The sequence below is a fragment of the Nocardia barduliensis genome (genome assembly GCF_013315795.1).
GTDB lineage: Bacteria > Actinomycetota > Actinomycetes > Mycobacteriales > Mycobacteriaceae > Nocardia > Nocardia barduliensis.
On the sequence record NZ_JABLTE010000141.1, the window covers coordinates 1 to 15962 of the forward strand.

General features: G+C 67.1%; 17 protein-coding genes and 1 pseudogene. 12 read left to right on the plus strand and 6 right to left on the minus strand.

The window, feature by feature from the left end; all coding sequences use genetic code 11:
• Window positions 1–1396, minus strand: a 1396-nt coding sequence (locus HOV91_RS34835; protein WP_174189509.1) for an MMPL family transporter, incomplete at its 3' end; no start/stop codon positions are given.
• A gap of 115 nt (window positions 1397–1511) precedes the next feature.
• Here HOV91_RS34835 and HOV91_RS34840 point away from each other — a divergent pair.
• The 5 genes from HOV91_RS34840 (at window position 1512) to HOV91_RS34860 (ending at window position 6601) form a co-directional block, all read left to right on the plus strand.
• Complete coding sequence (locus HOV91_RS34840; protein ID WP_043735993.1) at window positions 1512–1901, plus strand: ArsR/SmtB family transcription factor; 390 nt, start codon at window positions 1512–1514, stop codon at window positions 1899–1901.
• A complete protein-coding gene (locus tag HOV91_RS34845; protein ID WP_043735992.1) occupies window positions 1898–3865 on the plus strand; it encodes a heavy metal translocating P-type ATPase in 1968 nt (655 codons plus the stop codon). The genes HOV91_RS34840 and HOV91_RS34845 overlap by 4 nt, the downstream gene beginning before the upstream one ends.
• On the plus strand, window positions 3862–4392 hold the full coding sequence (lspA, locus tag HOV91_RS34850; protein ID WP_043735991.1) for a signal peptidase II: 531 nt from the start codon (window positions 3862–3864) through the stop codon (window positions 4390–4392). Before HOV91_RS34845 ends, lspA begins: the two co-directional genes overlap by 4 nt.
• Window positions 4343–5920 (plus strand): DHA2 family efflux MFS transporter permease subunit, encoded by a 1578-nt coding sequence (locus HOV91_RS34855; RefSeq protein WP_043735989.1) that lies wholly within the window; start codon window positions 4343–4345, stop codon window positions 5918–5920. Before lspA ends, HOV91_RS34855 begins: the two co-directional genes overlap by 50 nt.
• A 93-nt stretch (window positions 5921–6013) precedes the next feature.
• The gene (locus HOV91_RS34860) at window positions 6014–6601 is read left to right on the plus strand and encodes a cadmium resistance transporter (RefSeq protein ID WP_043735987.1); all 588 of its coding nucleotides are present in this window, start codon (window positions 6014–6016) and stop codon (window positions 6599–6601) included.
• A gap of 181 nt (window positions 6602–6782) precedes the next feature.
• Here the strand turns inward: HOV91_RS34860 and HOV91_RS34865 are convergent, their stop codons facing one another.
• Complete coding sequence (locus tag HOV91_RS34865; RefSeq protein ID WP_043735985.1) at window positions 6783–7163, minus strand: hypothetical protein; 381 nt, start codon at window positions 7161–7163, stop codon at window positions 6783–6785.
• 77 nt (window positions 7164–7240) lie between these two features.
• On the opposite strand from HOV91_RS34865, the gene HOV91_RS34870 reads away from it, so the two are divergent.
• The 7 genes and pseudogenes from HOV91_RS34870 to HOV91_RS34900 all read left to right on the plus strand — a co-directional run bounded on the left by HOV91_RS34870 (window position 7241) and on the right by HOV91_RS34900 (window position 13162).
• Window positions 7241–7906 carry a TetR/AcrR family transcriptional regulator gene (locus HOV91_RS34870; protein ID WP_043735983.1) on the plus strand — a complete coding sequence of 222 codons (666 nt, stop codon included), beginning with the start codon at window positions 7241–7243 and terminating at the stop codon, window positions 7904–7906.
• Window positions 7903–8886: an alpha/beta fold hydrolase gene (locus tag HOV91_RS34875; RefSeq protein ID WP_051047206.1), complete on the plus strand. Its 984-nt coding sequence runs from the start codon at window positions 7903–7905 to the stop codon at window positions 8884–8886. The genes HOV91_RS34870 and HOV91_RS34875 overlap by 4 nt, the downstream gene beginning before the upstream one ends.
• A 917-nt stretch (window positions 8887–9803) precedes the next feature.
• Window positions 9804–10449 (plus strand): annotated as a pseudogene (locus HOV91_RS34880) (DsbA family protein).
• Entirely contained in the window at window positions 10430–11080 is a 651-nt protein-coding gene (locus HOV91_RS34885) for a vitamin K epoxide reductase family protein (protein ID WP_043735981.1), read from the plus strand. The pseudogene HOV91_RS34880 and the gene HOV91_RS34885 overlap by 20 nt, the downstream one beginning before the upstream one ends.
• Before the next feature lie 65 nt (window positions 11081–11145).
• Window positions 11146–11784: a TlpA family protein disulfide reductase gene (locus HOV91_RS34890; RefSeq protein ID WP_043735995.1), complete on the plus strand. Its 639-nt coding sequence runs from the start codon at window positions 11146–11148 to the stop codon at window positions 11782–11784.
• Window positions 11784–12362 carry a TlpA disulfide reductase family protein gene (locus HOV91_RS34895; protein WP_043735994.1) on the plus strand — a complete coding sequence of 193 codons (579 nt, stop codon included), beginning with the start codon at window positions 11784–11786 and terminating at the stop codon, window positions 12360–12362. Before HOV91_RS34890 ends, HOV91_RS34895 begins: the two co-directional genes overlap by 1 nt.
• A complete protein-coding gene (locus HOV91_RS34900; RefSeq protein WP_043735980.1) occupies window positions 12359–13162 on the plus strand; it encodes a cytochrome c biogenesis CcdA family protein in 804 nt (267 codons plus the stop codon). The genes HOV91_RS34895 and HOV91_RS34900 overlap by 4 nt, the downstream gene beginning before the upstream one ends.
• Window positions 13163–13397: 235 nt before the next feature.
• On the opposite strand, the gene HOV91_RS41160 is transcribed toward HOV91_RS34900, so the two are convergent.
• From HOV91_RS41160 to HOV91_RS34920, 4 genes are all read right to left on the minus strand, one after another.
• Window positions 13398–13811, minus strand: coding sequence for an LGFP repeat-containing protein (locus tag HOV91_RS41160; RefSeq protein WP_083887950.1), 414 nt, complete (start codon window positions 13809–13811; stop codon window positions 13398–13400).
• A gap of 95 nt (window positions 13812–13906) precedes the next feature.
• Window positions 13907–14278: a hypothetical protein gene (locus tag HOV91_RS34910; RefSeq protein ID WP_043735976.1), complete on the minus strand. Its 372-nt coding sequence runs from the start codon at window positions 14276–14278 to the stop codon at window positions 13907–13909.
• Window positions 14275–15195: a carbon-nitrogen hydrolase family protein gene (locus tag HOV91_RS34915; RefSeq protein WP_043735974.1), complete on the minus strand. Its 921-nt coding sequence runs from the start codon at window positions 15193–15195 to the stop codon at window positions 14275–14277. The genes HOV91_RS34910 and HOV91_RS34915 overlap by 4 nt, the downstream gene beginning before the upstream one ends.
• A 39-nt stretch (window positions 15196–15234) precedes the next feature.
• Entirely contained in the window at window positions 15235–15867 is a 633-nt protein-coding gene (locus HOV91_RS34920; protein WP_043735973.1) for a TetR/AcrR family transcriptional regulator, read from the minus strand.
• Window positions 15868–15962 lie beyond the last annotated feature (95 nt).

Below are 15962 nucleotides of genomic sequence, written 5' to 3' on the forward strand. Positions count from 1 at the left end.
GGCCGGTGGCGATGATTTCGACCGGTGCGAGTGCTCCGGCGGGGAAGTTGGTGGTCAGCGCGGTGCTGGCGCGGCCGGTTGGGGTGTCGTCGAGGGCGGTGGTGCCCATGTCGAGGCCGTAGCGGATCCCGAAGACCGGTAGCGCGGCGAGGACCAGCACCGCGACGGCGGCCGTGCCGAACAGGACGGGTCGGCGCATGACGAGGTACGCCCAGCGCGCCCAGCGGCCGACGAGAACGCCCGAAGTGTCGGTGGCGCTGTCGGCAGGGCGCCAGCGGGCCGGGAGACTGCCGCGGTTGACGGCGGGGCCCAAGGCGGCGAGCAGGGCGGGCAGTAGGGTGACGGCGACGGCGAGCATGCTGGTGACGGCGGTGGCGACGCCGATGGCGATGCCACGGAAGATCGGTGCCTGGATGATGATCAACGCGCACAGCGAGATCATCACCACCAACCCCGAGACCAGAATCGTTTTGCCTGCTGTGGCGAGGGAGCGACCGACGGCGCCGCTGATCGCGGCATGGTCTGGCCCGGTGTGATGGGTGAGTTCTTCGCGGAAGCGACTGACGATGAACATCGCGTAGTCGATACCGACGCCCAGACCCACCATGGTCGCCATGGCCACGGTCAGCGAATCGAACGCGGTCACAGTAGTGAGGGTGAACAACACTCCGACCGCGGTCAGCATCCCGGCGATGGCCACCGCGATCGGGACCGCCGCCGCGGCCAGGGCGCCGAGGGCGAGGACGAGCAGGACCAGCGCGACCGGGATGCCGATTGCCTCGGCGCGGGCCAGGTCGGCGTTCTGCAGTTCGGTGGCCGCGTTCTGTACAGCCGAGTACCCGGTGACCCCCACGTCGATGGAATCGTCGCCGGTGGTGGCAATGGCGTCTTGCAGGTCGCGCGCGACTCTCGCGCGTTCGGCCATGTCGCCGTCCATGCCGGCCAGCGCGATCGCGACGTGACCGTCGGCGGAGATCTGGGATCCGGGCAGCCCGTCGTAGGGGCCGATGACATCGACCACGCCCTGGACCTCAGTGGCGGCGGTGATCGTGCGAGCCACCGTGGCGCGGAAGTCGGCGTCGGTGGCGGTGAGGGCGCCAGATTGCAGCACGATGACCGCCTGTTCCGTACCGAACTGCGGGAAGTGCTGGGCAACCAGGCGATCCACCTCGGTGGACTCCGAGCCCTCGACACCGAAATCCATCGCGCCGAGCCGGTTCTCGAGCAGCGGGTAGGCCACCGCACATACCACTAGCAGCAGTCCCCAGATCGCCAGGACCGCGTGTCTGCGCCGGGCCATGAGAACGCCCCACCGATACAGCGCTCCGGGCGAGCCCGGTGGCGATGGTTGCTGGGGCGAGTTCTCGATGACGGCGGACTGCTGCTGCTGGTTCACGTGTTCTCCCTCCGTAGCCGACCACAATTGATCGTCAGACAACGATGTAATCGTTGAAACTAGATTAATATCACCCTCCCTCGTTATCAATAGCTTCCCCCGCTATCATCGCCTTATGGCGATTAATCATGGTGAGGGCTGCCTCGCCGAGACGCAGGGGTTGGATTTGGCGGTGGCGTTGTTCCACAGCCTCTCGGATGCGACACGGTTGGCGATCGTGCGTCGGCTGGCGTGCGGGGAAGCGCGGGTGTCGGACCTGATGGCCGGGCTGGGGTTGGCGCAGTCGACGGTGTCGGCGCATGTGGCGTGCCTGCGCGACTGCGGGCTGGTGGTGGGGCGTCCGCAGGGGCGGCAGGTGTTCTACAGCCTGGCCCGCCCGGAGTTGATGGACCTGCTGGCCTCGGCAGAGACCCTGCTGGCGGCGACCGGTAACGCGGTGGCGTTGTGCCCCAACTACGGCACCGACTCCACCACCACGACGGAGAGTGCGGAGGTGCGGGCATGAGCGACGCATGCGGCTGCGGCCACGACGAACCCACCGGCGAGAACGGTGAGGCGGAGGAGCGGGAACCGGAAAAGCTGTGGGAGGTCAGCGAGCTGCGCGCTGCCGCGGTCGCCGGGGTGCTGCTTGTCGCGGCGCTGATCGTCGGCTGGACCGGCGGCCCGCGCCTGGTCGAGCTGGGATTGGAGACTGCCGCACTGCTGGTCGGTGCCTACACCTTCGTCCCGTCGACGTTCAAACGGTTGGCCAAGGGCAAGATCGGGGTCGGCACGCTGATGACGATCGCCGCGATCGGTGCGGTGATCCTGGGCGAGGTCGGCGAGGCCGCGATGCTGGCGTTCCTGTTCTCCATCAGCGAGGGCCTCGAGGAGTACGCGGTCGCGCGCACCCGCCGCGGGCTGCGCGCCCTGCTGAACCTGGTTCCCGACCGGGCCACCGTGCTGCGCGAGGGCACCGAAACCGTGATCAGCCCTGCGGAGTTGCGGGTCGGGGACCGGATGCTGGTGCGCCCCGGTGAGCGCGTCGCTACCGACGGTGTGATCATCGACGGGCGTAGCGCGCTGGATGTGTCGGCGATCACCGGCGAATCGGTACCGGTGGAAGCCGGACCGGGCGCGGAGGTGTTCGCGGGGTCGATCAACGGCACCGGCGTGCTGACCGTCGAGGTCACCACGACCGCCGAGGACAACTCCCTGGCACGGATCGTGCGGATCGTGGAGGCCGAGCAGGCCCGCAAGGGCGACGCCCAACGCCTGGCCGACACGATCGCCAAACCGTTGGTGCCCGGCATCATGATCGCCGCCGCCGCCATCGCGGTGATCGGGGCGCTCTTCGGGGATCCGGTGACCTGGATCGAACGGGCGCTGGTGGCGCTGGTCGCGGCCTCGCCGTGCGCGCTGGCGATCTCGGTGCCGGTCACCGTCGTCGCCGCGATCGGGGCGGCGAGCAAGCTGGGCGTGCTGGTCAAGGGCGGTGCCGCACTCGAGGCAATGGGCCGTGTGCGCGAGGTCGCGCTGGACAAGACCGGCACCCTCACCGCGAACAACCCTGCCGTCGTCGATATCGCCGCCATCGACGGTGTGCACGGGGACCGGGTGCTGGCGGTCGCGGCCGCGCTGGAATCGCGCAGCGAGCACCCGCTCGCCCGCGCCATCCTCGCCGCCGTCGACACCGTCACCCCCGCCACCGACGTCGAGGCGGTCACCGGCGCCGGGTTGACCGGCCGCGTCGACGGGCGTCCGGCACGACTGGGCCGACCGGGCTGGATCGAACCGGGCCTGCTGGCCGCCGATGTGGAACGGATGCAGCACGCGGGTGCAACCGCCGTGCTGATCGAGCTCGACGGCCAGGTGATCGGTGCGATCGCTGTGCGCGACGAACTACGGCCCGAAGCACACGAGGTCATCGACCGGCTGCACGCGCTGGGTATCCGGGTCTCGATGCTCACCGGTGACAACACCCGCACCGCCGCCGCGCTGGCCGCCGAAGCGGGGATCGAGGACGTGCACGCGGATCTGCGCCCGGAGGACAAGGCCCGCATCGTCGCCGACCAGCGCAGCGACCGGTTCACCGCGATGGTTGGCGACGGCGTCAACGACGCCCCCGCGCTGGCGACCGCCGACCTGGGGATCGCGATGGGCGCCATGGGCACCGACGTCGCCATCGAAACCGCGGACGTAGCGCTGATGGGTGAGGACCTGCGGCACCTGCCGCGGGCTCTCGAGCACGCCCGCCGCGCCCGCCGGATCATGGTGCAGAACGTCGGTTTGTCGTTGGGGTTGATCACGATCCTGATCCCGCTCGCGCTGTTCGGGGTCCTCGGGTTGGCGGCGGTGGTGCTGGTGCACGAACTCGCCGAGATCGTCGTCATCGCCAACGGTGTCCGCGCCGGACGCACCAAACCCCTGGCCTCGCTGACCGATTCGGCGGCCAAGCCCGCACCGGTACTGGCCGGAGCGCCCGCGTGACCGCTACCGCGTCGTCTGCTCCCACCGTGTCGCGGTGGGGGCGGCGACTGCGGTGGGTCGCTGCCGCGGCCGTGCTGGCCGGTATCGACCTCGCGCTCAAAGCGTGGGCGCAGACCACGCTGGCCGGGGCCCCGATCGAGGCGGGTCCGGTGGACCTGAGGTTGGCGTTCAACCCCGGCGCCGCGTTCTCGATCGCCGCCGACGCACCGAGCTGGGTGATGCTCACCCTCACCACCGTGATCACCACCGCGGTCGCGGTCGGCGGATGGGTGGTCGCGCCGCGCGCGAACCTGCTCACCCGGGTCGCACTCGCCGCAATCCTGGGCGGTGCCGCCGCCAACGTCATCGACCGGGCCCCCGACGGTGTGGTCACCGACTACCTGCACACCGGCTGGTGGCCCACCTTCAACCTCGCCGACACCTTCATCGTGCTCGGCGCGACCGCCCTCGTCATCGCCACTCTGATCGGAAACTCCGATGAGCGAGAACCACTCTCACCCGAACACCACACCGACAACCGGGACTGAACCGGGCCCATCACGTCGGTGGGCAGGGCTGGCGGCGCTGGTCGTCGCCCTGCTCACCGTCGGGCTGGACCTGATGGTTCTCAACGTCGCCCTGCCCACCCTGGCCCAAGACCTGGGCGCGAGCACCACCCAGTTGCAGTGGATCGTCAACGCCTACACCCTGGTCTTCGCCGCGCTCATGCTGCCCGCCGGCGGCTTCGGTGACCGCTACGGCCGCAAACGGCTGCTGCTGGTGGGCCTGGTCGCCTTCGTCGCCGCCTCGGCCTGGGCCGCTTTCAGCGGGTCCACCAGCTCGCTGATCGCCGCCCGCGCGGTCATGGGCATCGGCGCCGCGATCATCGTCCCGCTGTCGCTGGGGATCCTGCCGACCCTGTTCGGCCCCGACCAGCGTCGTCGCGCGATCGCGGTGTGGGTCGGCGCGTTGGGTGTCGGCCTGCCGCTGGGGCCGATCGTCGGTGGCTGGCTGTTGCAGCATTTCTGGTGGGGCTCGGTGTTTCTGATCAACGTCCCGGTCGGTGTCGCCGCCCTGGTTGCCTGCGTGATGCTGTTGCCCGAATCAGTCGACCCGCACGCACCGCCGCTGGACCGGCTCGGGATCCTCACCGCCGTCGCCGGTACGGCGGCGGTGGTATTCGGCATCATCCAAGCTCCCGAGTACGGGTGGACCGACCCCGTCGTGCTCGCCGCTCTGGCAGCCGGTGTTGTGCTGATCGCGGGATTCCTGGCGCGGGAACGGCGTACCCGCGACCCTCTGGTCGATCTGGCACTGTTCACCAATCCGGCCTTCACCTGGCCCACACTGGCCGCGACCGCGGGCACCTTCACGCTGGTCGGCGTGCTGTTCGTGCTGCCGCAATACCTGCAGATCCTGCGCCGCCACGACGCCTTCGGCACCGGCCTGCGTCTGGTTCCTCTGGTGCTGGCGATCATCGTCGCCGCGGCCGCTGTCGACAAGATCGTCACCCGCCTCGGCGCCAAAATCCCGATCGTCACCGGAATGGTGATCGCCGCGGCAGGATTCGTGCTCGCTTCCCGCATCACCGTCGACTCCGGCTACGGCTTCGTCGCGGTGTGCCTGGCGATCGTGGGCCTGGGCGCCGGGCTGGCGTTGGCGCCGGCGGTCGATGCGGTCATGGCGAGCCTGCCCGAGCACCGCAGCGCCGCAGGAGCTGGGTTGCTGATGGCCATTCGACAGGTCGGTGCCGCGTTCAGCGTCGCCATCCTGGGCACCCTGCTCACCGTCACCTACACCCGCGACCTCGACCCCCACCTGAGCGGCCTGCCCGATCCACTGGTCAGCGCGGCGCGTGACAACATCGCCGGAGCACAACTGGCCGCGACCCGGATTCCCGGCCCAGCTGGTGCTGATCTGGCCGCTACCAGCGCCCACGCCTACAGCCAAGCCATGTCCGCAGTGTTCCTCGCCAGCGCCGCCGTCAGCGCACTACTCGCCGCGGCCATCGCCGCCAAACTCCCCAACCAGACCCCTGCGCCCGCGCCGACATCACCGGCGCGTGATCGGCAATGAGATAGACAGTCCGTAACGACCGCTGCGAGCGCGGCTCAACCGCGCATGTTCGGCCGAACAGCAGTGCACTCCCCGAGAAAGGCATCCGCCGGCATGGTTACCTCGATCCTGCAAGCCATCGGACTGTTCCTGGTGACCAACATCGACGACATCATCGTGCTCTCACTGTTTTTCGCCCGTGGCGCGGGAACCCGCGGAACCACGGCCGCCATCGCAACAGGACAATATCTCGGTTTCGGAGCGATCCTCGCCGCGTCAGTCCTCGTCGCGCTGGGAGTGACGGCGCTGCTGCCCGAAGAAGCCATCGCCTACTTCGGGCTGATCCCTCTGCTGCTCGGTCTGCTCGCCGCCTGGAGAGCATGGCGAAACAACGGCGACGACGAACGATTCGAGGGCAGAAAGGTAGCGGTCTGGTCGGTGGCCGCGGTGACCTTCGCCAATGGAGGCGACAACATCGGTGTCTACGTCCCCGTCTTCGCCACCGTGGGAACGGCAGCGATCATCGCCTACTCGATCGTATTCCTGCTGTTGGTCGCAGTACTGGTGCTCACCGCGAAGTTCCTCACCACCCGCAAGGCCATCGCCGAGATCTTGGAACGGTGGGAACATATTCTGTTCCCTCTCGTCCTGATCGGTCTCGGAATCGTCATCCTCCTCAGCGGCGGCGCCTTCGGCCTCTGACCGCCGCCCCGGTCTGCACAGCCCAGATCATGGAGAGGGCAGCGTCGGCCCTAAAGAATGAAGTGTTATTCGAGGCTGTAACCAGCGTGTAGCCGTACTTCGGTGCGGCACCCGGGCTGTAAGCCGCATTGCTTGTCCGCCAAGGTGCCTGCCATGCGATGAGGTGGCCCGAACTGAACGGCTACCGCGCCAGCACCAGCACTGCGAGTGCGACCCAGCCGACGCTGGTGCCGACGAACAGCAGCCCTTCGAGCGCGCGAAAGGCGGTTGCGCGCTGAATCGAGGCACGAAACGCCAAAGGCAGGAACGTCACCGGTTGCCCGTATGCCCCGACTACGAGCAGGACCGCGATCCAGGTGGGAACATCCGGCACGGCGGCGCCGACGGCCGTCAGGATCACGCCCATGAACAGCAGGTCCAGGTGGGCCTGCCGGATGCGCCCGAGGTGGGTGACGCCATGGGCTCGCAGGGTGTCGGGAATGGTGACGGTGGCCACCATGAGCCAGCCGGTCAAGGCTGCGACCGCGAGTTCGACCACTCCGAAAACGACCAGAGGTGCCACGGGGAAACTCCTAACTAGTAAATTGCAGTTGATATGCAGAATTGCATGCCACCTGCACTATAGCTATTGTGGGGTACATGTCCAGCCCTCAATCCACGGAAGCCACTCGCCAGGACCGCCGCAAGGCGCGCACCCGGGCGGGGATCCTCACCGCCGCCGAACAGCTTTTTCTCGCCCACGGGTACCAGGCCGCAACGTTGGAGCAGGTGGCCGACGTCGCTGATGTCTCGGTCCGTTCGATCTATTCGCACTTCGGCGACAAAGCTGGTCTCTACAGCGCCCTGGTCGACACAGCGCTCGAACTCGACGCGCAGTACTGCGACGAAGGTTGGCGATCGGGCACCGATCCACTCAGCCGTTTGATCGGATTGTCCGAGGGATACCTGCGCTTCTACCGCGACCATCCGGGGCTGTTCCGGATCTTCCGGTTTCCGCCTGCGGATGCCACCGGCGCCGCCGGGCTGGAAGCGGGGGCGCAGCGTGTCGCCGAACGAATCAAATCCGAAATCGCCCGCATGTCCGGCGCTTTGACCGAGGCGATCGAGACCGGTGTCTTTCGCCCGGTTCCGGTCGAGGCGACTGCCACGTTCTTGTGGGCTGCGTGGGACGGCGTCATCGCCTGTCACCTGCTGCCCGACCACATGGGCCTCGACGACGCCGGCTTCGACGCCGTGCTCGTTCAGGCCCGGACACTGCTCGCAACCAGCCTGCTCGCCCAGCCCGGCCATGGAGAAGTCGAATGACCCACACACCCACCTGGACCACCGTCGACTATGAGCGCGACTATGGCCGGCCAGCCGCCTCGGCCTGGCGAGACATCAACTGGACCGAGCACGAACGCGACATCGACATCGACGGCACTCCCCTGCACTACCTCGACTACCGCGCCGACGAAGGCCGAAGCGAACGGACCTTCGTGCTGGTGCACGGACTCGGGGGGCGCTGGCAACATTGGTCGGAGAACATCCCCGCCCTCGCACGGCACGGCCGGGTCATCGCGGTCGACCTGCCGGGGTTCGGGTGCTCACCTCGGCTGCGTGGGCGCTATTCGGTGGACCGGCTAACCGATGTGGTCGCGTCGGTGGTTCAGCGTTTGGACCTCGGCGAGGTCATTGTCCTGGGTCATTCGCTGGGGGGACCGCTCGCGGTGCGATTCGCCCTGCGCCACCGTCACCTCGTCCAGGGCATCGTCCTTGTCGCCGGAACCGTGCAGGGCTTCGCCGATGCCCTCGGCATGCGAAACATGGGATGGAACCTGCGCCACCGCCTGGCCACTGTCGTCTCGACCTACTTCGAGGTGCTGACGGCGGGGATACCTGCGCCGGCCTGGCTGCGCCGGCTGATCATCGCCAGTCCTGTTCTGCGGCAAATGATGCTGTGGCCCTACCTTCGCCGACCCGCGGACCTGCCCGGTGACAGCGTCGAATTGCTTGTCGACGGTGTCGGTGCACCTGGCGTGTTACCCACCGCGCGAGCTGTCGGCGCGCTGCCGCTTGCCGACTGGCTCGTCGAGGCGGATGTGCCGACTCTGGTTGTCGGCGCCGACCATGACCCGATTTCACCGCTGAGTGATCTGCGCGCGTTCCTCGACAGCGTCGGCCCTGTCCAGGCAGTGGTGCTCGAAGGAACCGGCCACATGCTCATGCTCGAACGCCCCGACGCGTTCAACACCGAAATCCTGCGTTTCATCCAGACGCCCGGTCCCACAGGCACAGCCAGATAGGGAAAACGTCCGATGCGCCGTGGGGGCTGTCTGTCACCCGGTCAGTGCCGGATGTCGGGCTTCCGGCTACCCCAGCACCTGCTTCGGGCCCTCTCATCGCCTCGGTCCACGGTCGACCCAGAGCGATCTCGGCCCATCTACTACCCTGGCGACGTGCAGGGCAGGCGTCGTAGGAAAGCTGTGCGAGTGGGACTCGCTCGGTTGACCGCCGTGCTCGCAGCTCTGGTGGGGCTGGCGATGATGCAGACTTCGCCGCGGATGAGGTGTTCGTCGGCCACGACGCCGTGTGCTCGACCGCCGGTTAGGGCGCGACTGCTGTCGCCGACATGGGAATGGCGGCGTCGGAAGTACTCGGAGACCTCGAGGATGCCGCCGGTGTTCCTGCCGTGAACCCACTTGCCCCGCAGGCTCCGGACTGGGTGCTCGGTCTGTGCGTTGTTCTGCTCCTGAGTGCCTTGCTCGCGGTGACGTGGCGTCCCGGCCCCGGCACCGGCACCGTCGAATCGACTCGAGGCGGGCCGCATCCGCCGCCTGCCCAGCGACGCTGCCACGCGCCCAGCCTCGCGATGCTCTGCGTGCTGCGCACATAGAAGCACCCGGCAGTTCTCGAGCCGCGCGTGCACTGCCGAGACCAATCTCGGCACGCTGCACCATCGACCTGGTAGCCGCCGATACGCGGCCGAGCGGCATCCGGCTCATGCAACTGCCCATCGTGGTCATTCACATGGTCGGCGGGTAACGCTGTCAGCAATTGTGCGCGCCTTACGGTGCCCGGACGCTGCGTATCACCGCGACCTGCCCGACTCGCAACGGAAAAAGGACAAGACATGCCACAGCGGCAGGACAATACCGGCAGCGACCAGCTCCCGAACGTGGCGCGCCAGGGAAGGCCCGCTCCTCACCGTACGAAGAACTTGATGATCTCGGCGGCAATCGTTGCCGTCTTCCTCGTGGTAGCCGCCGTACTCGTCGCGATCAACTCCGGCTCCGATGACAACAAGGACCAGCCCGTCGCCGAGGCCGACACGCGGAGCATGCTCGTGCGCGACAACAGCCATTGGGTCGGCCCTGCCGGTGACGGCAAGGTCACGTTGGTGGAGTTTCTCGACTTCGAATGCGAGGCCTGCGGGGCGGTGTTTCCTTTCGTGGAGCAACTGCGCGAAACCTACAGCAGGCGAGTGACCTTCGTCGCGCGCTACTTCCCGATCCCGTCACACTTCAACGCCGAACGCGCGGCACGGGCAGTGGAGGCCGCCGCCGGACAGGGCGCGTTCGAGGCGATGTATCAGAAGATGTATGAAACCCAGCCCGACTGGGCCGAGCAGCACGTCGCGAAGGACGACGTCTTCCGTGGCTTCCGCACGCGAGCTGGGCTTGAACATGACGCAATGGGACAACGCCTACAACGATCCTGCCACCCTGCAACGGATCAACAACGACGTCGCCGACGGCCGAACCCTCGGGGTGCAGGGAACGCCCACGTTCTTCCTCAACGGTGTCAAGCTCCAACCACGCTCCGCTGAAGACTTCACGAAGGCCATCGATGCCGCACTCGCCGGATAAAGCCGAGGTTGCCACGGGGGCGCCGGCGAGTGGGGCTCATCAGGAGCCGTTCCCGCAGTTGTTGCCGTGGCTGCTGCTGATCGGCGGTCTCCTCGGCACGGCGGCAGCGAGCGTGCTCACCGCGGAGAAGATGGCACGTCTGCGAAACCCTACCTATGTGCCTAGCTGCAGCCTGAACCCCATCATCTCCTGCGGGTCGGTCATGGACAGACCGCAGGCCACGGCGTTCGGCTTCCCGAACCCCTTGCTGGGGATCGCCGGTTTCGCGGTCGTCACCGCCGTGGGCGCCGGGCTGCTGGCCGGTGCACGGTTTCATCGCTGGTTCTGGTTGGGACTGCAAGCCGGTGTCACCTTCGGCGTGGTGTTCGTGCACTGGTTGACCTACCACACCCTGTACAGCATCGGGGCCCTGTGCCCCTACTGCATGGTGGTCTGGGCAGTGACCACACCGGTCTTCGGCTACGTAACCCTGCGAAACGTCGTAGCGGGTGTTCTGCCTGCACCGGTGGTGGTTCGCCGGCTAGCCGATGTCGCGGCGGGATACCACGGTGTGGCGCTCACAATCTGGGCACTCGCCATTGTTGCCTTGATCGGTATCCGCTTCTGGAACTACTGGAGCACGCTGCTGTGAACGCGAAACTGGCATGTACTACGATATGTAGTAGATAGAGGGTGATGATGGAGAAGGGATCGCGCATGCAGCCCAAGGCTCGCTGGCTCGTCTTCTCCCTGGTCGTGATTGTCGCGTTGATCGTGGCAATTTGGCCGCGGTCGACCTCGTCGTCGGAGACTCGGTTCGCGCGAACGGGTGCGTCGGCGACCGCGGCCGCAGGCTCCGCCGCAACTGCTCCCGAGGTGGGTCGCGCGGGCCTGGCACAGCCGCGGCCTTGCCCGGCACCGGCTGTGTCGGGGTCCACCGTCGCCAGCTTGCGCGGAATCTCAGCGCGGTGCCTCGGCTCGCCCGACATGGTGGACTTGGGTGCCGCGCTGAGCGGAGAGGTGACGCTGATCAATCTTTGGGCCTCCTGGTGCGGGCCGTGCCGGGCAGAGATTCCCGTGCTCGACGAATATGCGAAGCAATCCGGTTCGGTCCGCGTCGTGGGAATCAACGTGCAAGACGACCCCGTTGCCGCGCTGGAGCTGATGACAGGCCTGGGCGCAGGCTACGCCTCGTTCGTCACAACCGGTGACGTGGGCAGAGCGCTGGCCGCGCCTCCGGTGTTGCCGCTGAGTTTTCTTGTCCAACCGGATGGTTCGGTCGAGCGGATCACCACTCCGGCCGTGTTCGACGACCCCGCCCAGATTCGGGCCGCGATCAGTGAGGTGACCCGGTGATCCAGCAGCCGGGGATCAGACCCACGATCGGTGTGAGCGGCTGCGCTTCCGGCTCCGATTCGGTCGCCACCGGTGGTGGCACGTTCGATTTCGTGTCACCAGGTGGGCAGACCGACATCTTCTACGACCCGCCGGCGAGCCGCGGCAAGATCGGGGTGCTGGCCGGCCCCGATTTCATGGCCGAGGACAAGACGGTGTCGGTGTCCGACTACGCCGGGCAGGTGGTGGTGATCAACCTCTGGGGTCAATGGTGTGGTCCATGCCGCGCGGAAGCCGACGACCTCGGACGCGTGTATGCGTCCACCAAGGACTCGGGCGTGCAGTTTCTGGGCATCAACGTCCGCGATCCCCAGCGGGACAAAGCACAGGATTTCGTCATCTCCTACAAAGTCGGCTATCCGTCGATCTACGACCCCTCGATGCGCACCCTGATTGCGCTCGGCGGCAGCTATCCTACCCGCGTCATCCCCTCCACCCTGATCCTGGATCGCCAGCACCGGGTGGCGGCGGTGTTCCTGCGTGCCCTTTCGGCCGAGGATCTGCAACCCGTGATCGAACGCGTGGCGGTAGAACGGTGACAACACTGGCCCAGGGGATCGGTACAAGTTTTCAGACCGCCGCCGCGACCGGGCCATTGCTGCTCGCGCTCGCCGCCTGCATGCTCGCCGGTCTGGTCTCCTTCGCCTCGCCGTGTGTGGTGCCGCTGGTGCCCGGATACTTGTCCTACCTCGCTGGTGTTTCCGGGGCCAGCACATCACACGCGGGTGCCGGTGAGCGAGGTTCGGCCGGGGACCGATGGCGGGTCGCCGGCGCGGCGGCGTTGTTCGTCGCTGGGTTCACCGTCGTCTTCGTCCTTGCTACTGCGTCGGTGTTCGGCGTCATCGGAGCGTTGCGGCTCAACGAGGATCTGCTTCAGCGTGTCGGTGGGGTGGTCACGATCGTGATGGGGCTGGCGTTCGTCGGGCTCATCCCGGCGCTGCAGAAGGACACACGCTTCGCCCCGTTGCGGGTCTCCTCGCTCGCCGGCGCCCCCTTGCTCGGGGGTGTGTTCGGGTTGGGATGGACGCCGTGTCTGGGACCGACACTGGCGGGTGTGCTCTCGGTCGCGGCCGGAACCGAAGGCACAACCGCCGCACGTGGCGTGGTGCTGATCATCGCCTACTGTGTCGGACTCGGATCACCGTTTGTCCTTCTCGGTTTCGGCTCCGCGAAAGCTCTGCGAGGTGTCGGATGGTTGCGCCGACACTCCCGGACCATCCAGATCGCTGGTGGGATCATGTTGATTCTGGTCGGCGCAGCCTTGGTCAGCGGCGCGTGGGCAGTTTTCATCGGCTGGCTGCGCAATGAATTCGTCACCGCGGTCGTACTGCCCATATGACGGACGCCCTCACGATCAAGTCCACCGCCACGCCGACCCCGCGGCTTATCAGCACCCAGCCGGGGGTGACCGGTATCACCCCACTGAAGCGCTCATCGTCACCGGCTGGCGACCCCAACCCTCAGGCAGCGGCGAAGTCGGCTGATTTCTTCAAGCCGCCACCAGGGTCCGGGCGCGACGAACCCATGTCCGCACTTGCCCGCCCGCTCATCCGCTACGGCTACGGGCTAGTGGGTCAGGGATCGGCCGGAGTTGACAGCTCGCGACGCGCGAACCACCTCACTGTCCGGTCGCTGCACCTGGGCTGGGGGCAATTTCGACCGAGCCAGAAGGCGCTGGGGACGGTGCCGGTGCAGCATCTGCAGGTCCGGTGCAGGTGGGACTTCTGCTGATGCAGTCGTCGAGGACGTGGTAGACGGTGTCGGATGATCGAGGGCGGCCGGTGGGGTGGTCCGAGTGTGGTGACAGCACCGGTCTCCTGGTTGAACACCAACGACCGACGACCGAAATCGACCCGGACACCACCGGGCACGGGGTACTCGTTGCTGCGTGGCGCGCCCAGCACGCCGTCGTTCCCGCCGAGCTGGGCAAACCTTTGCCCGATGCGCCCGGCTACTTCATGGATCTGACCGTCGGGAGCCTGGAACAGATCACCGTTGACGAATCTGGCGTACTGTCCTACTCGAGCCGATTGATGTCAGTGCGCCTTCCCGGCTGGACATGGGGCAGCGGTAGTTGCAGGGGTCAGCCGATGACGGCAACCGCTGTCAGGCCGCCGCTCGTTGCGAGGAAGGCGATCATGCTGGTCGCTTGGTAGCCGAGGGTGCGGGTGAGGTCTTCGCGCCAGGCGAGTGGAAGGAATAGGGCTGGATTGAGCCAGGTTCCGAAGACGACGATCGCCGCTGTCCAGGTGGGTAGTTCGGGAGCGGCGAGGCCGATCGCGACGAGTATCAAGCCCATCATGATGAAGTCGATATGTGCCTGGAGCAGTCGGCGCGGCGCGATGATTCCGAGCCGTCGTGCCAGATCGGCCCCGGCCAGCTGGATGACCACGATCCATCCCAGCATCGCTCCGAATGCCAGTTCTATCAGCCCGATCCGGGCGAGAGTGTTCATCGGCTGCCGCCATGGCGTGCATACCAGCGCTGGCCGTGGGTGCGTTGGTAGGTCCATGCCAATGCGGGAAGTGTCCCGCGGCGATGGAGCCAGAAGCGGTTCGGCGGCTGCTGGTGCGGTGGTTGCGCGCCGGGAACGATGTCGCCGATCACGTATCCTTCTCCCTCGCTGTGGTGCCGTCGCGCGATGACCTGACCGTCGGCACTGGTGATGGCCGTGCAGCCCTCGAAATGGCCGCGGTAGCGCAGCGGGAACCAAGGGGTGGGGCAGTCGAGTGGGCCCGCGTGCGCGGCGTGTACGACCGGTGCTCCGACATAGCGTGCGAAGCTGATGGCGGCAGTCCGCGCCGTTGCCTCGTTGCGCGCTTCCATCAATCGGAACAGCCGCGCGGGCCGCCAGGCGGGAATCGACCACCAGCCCGAGCCGGCGAGCACCACATCCACCCGGCCACGCAGTCGGTGCACGGTCTGTGTGCGCATCAATTCCCAGCACAGCGCGACCCCGATGCGATATCCGGGGGCGGTGAGCACGCCATCGTCGGTGCCGCCGATGTAGAAGCTGTTCTCCCACATGGTCGGCAGATCCTTGTCGTGGCGGCCGAGGATGCCGTCGGGTCCGGCGAGCAGGTAGGCGTTGCGGACGTGACCGTCGCGGTCGCGACACAGAAACGATCCGCCGATGAGGATGTCGTGCTGGGCAGCGAGCTCACACAGCAGCTGGGTGGCCGCACCATCCGGTGGTAGCGCCGCAGCCGGCAACCGGTCGTCGAACCCGATGCCGGTGGTGAAGAACTCCGGCAGCGCGACGATTTCGGCGCCGTCACCGACCGCGGCCGTCGCCAGCCGTTCGCAGGCGGCCAGGTTGGCGTCGACGTCGGTCGGCACTGCCGTCAGTTGAACCGCTGCTACACGAACCATTCTTGAACGTTACTACAAAACTGAACGACACTACAAGAATTATGTGGTGAGGCCGCGCAGGAGGATCTCGCGTCCGATCGCCAGCACTCGATCCAGCTCGTCGGTGTCCAGGGCCAGTCGATCCGGCCGCATGTGCAAGGCGAGGACACCGTTCCAGGAGCCCCAGAGGAAGATCGCGGTGCGCTGTGGGTCGGGGCAGACGATGGCTCCTGTCGCGGCGGCGCGCGCCAGAGCGTCGGCGATATCACCGACCAAGGTTTCGACCTTGTCGGCGATGCGTGCTTCGACCTCGCTGGCGATGTCGCCGGGGGGAACATCGAGCACCCGCAGTGCGATCATGCGGAAGTATCCGGGGTTTTCCAGGTGGAAGCGGCAGTAGGCGTCGCTGGCGGCGAGCAGTTCCTCGACAGGAGTGCGCCCGTGCCCGTACGCCTGGGCCATCACCTGCTCGTTCACCGTCAACGCGCGTTCGACCAGCGCCAGGTAGAGGCGCTCCTTGTTTCCGTAGTGGTGGTAGATCGACCCGACCGCGATATCGGCCTCGGCGGCAATGGCATCCATGCTGACGGCGTGGTAGTTGCCCTCGGTGAACAGTTTTTCTGCGGCATCGAGAATGGCTGCGGTGGTACGCGCAGTCCGCCGATCCATGCGACGCTGCCCAGGTTCTGCCATCCGCTCAGGGTATCGACCCGCAGCAGCCCGACCTCGGGATGGCTGTCGGCCCTCCGAGGCGGTCCCCTGCCATCCGGGCCGGGCCGGGCCGGGGA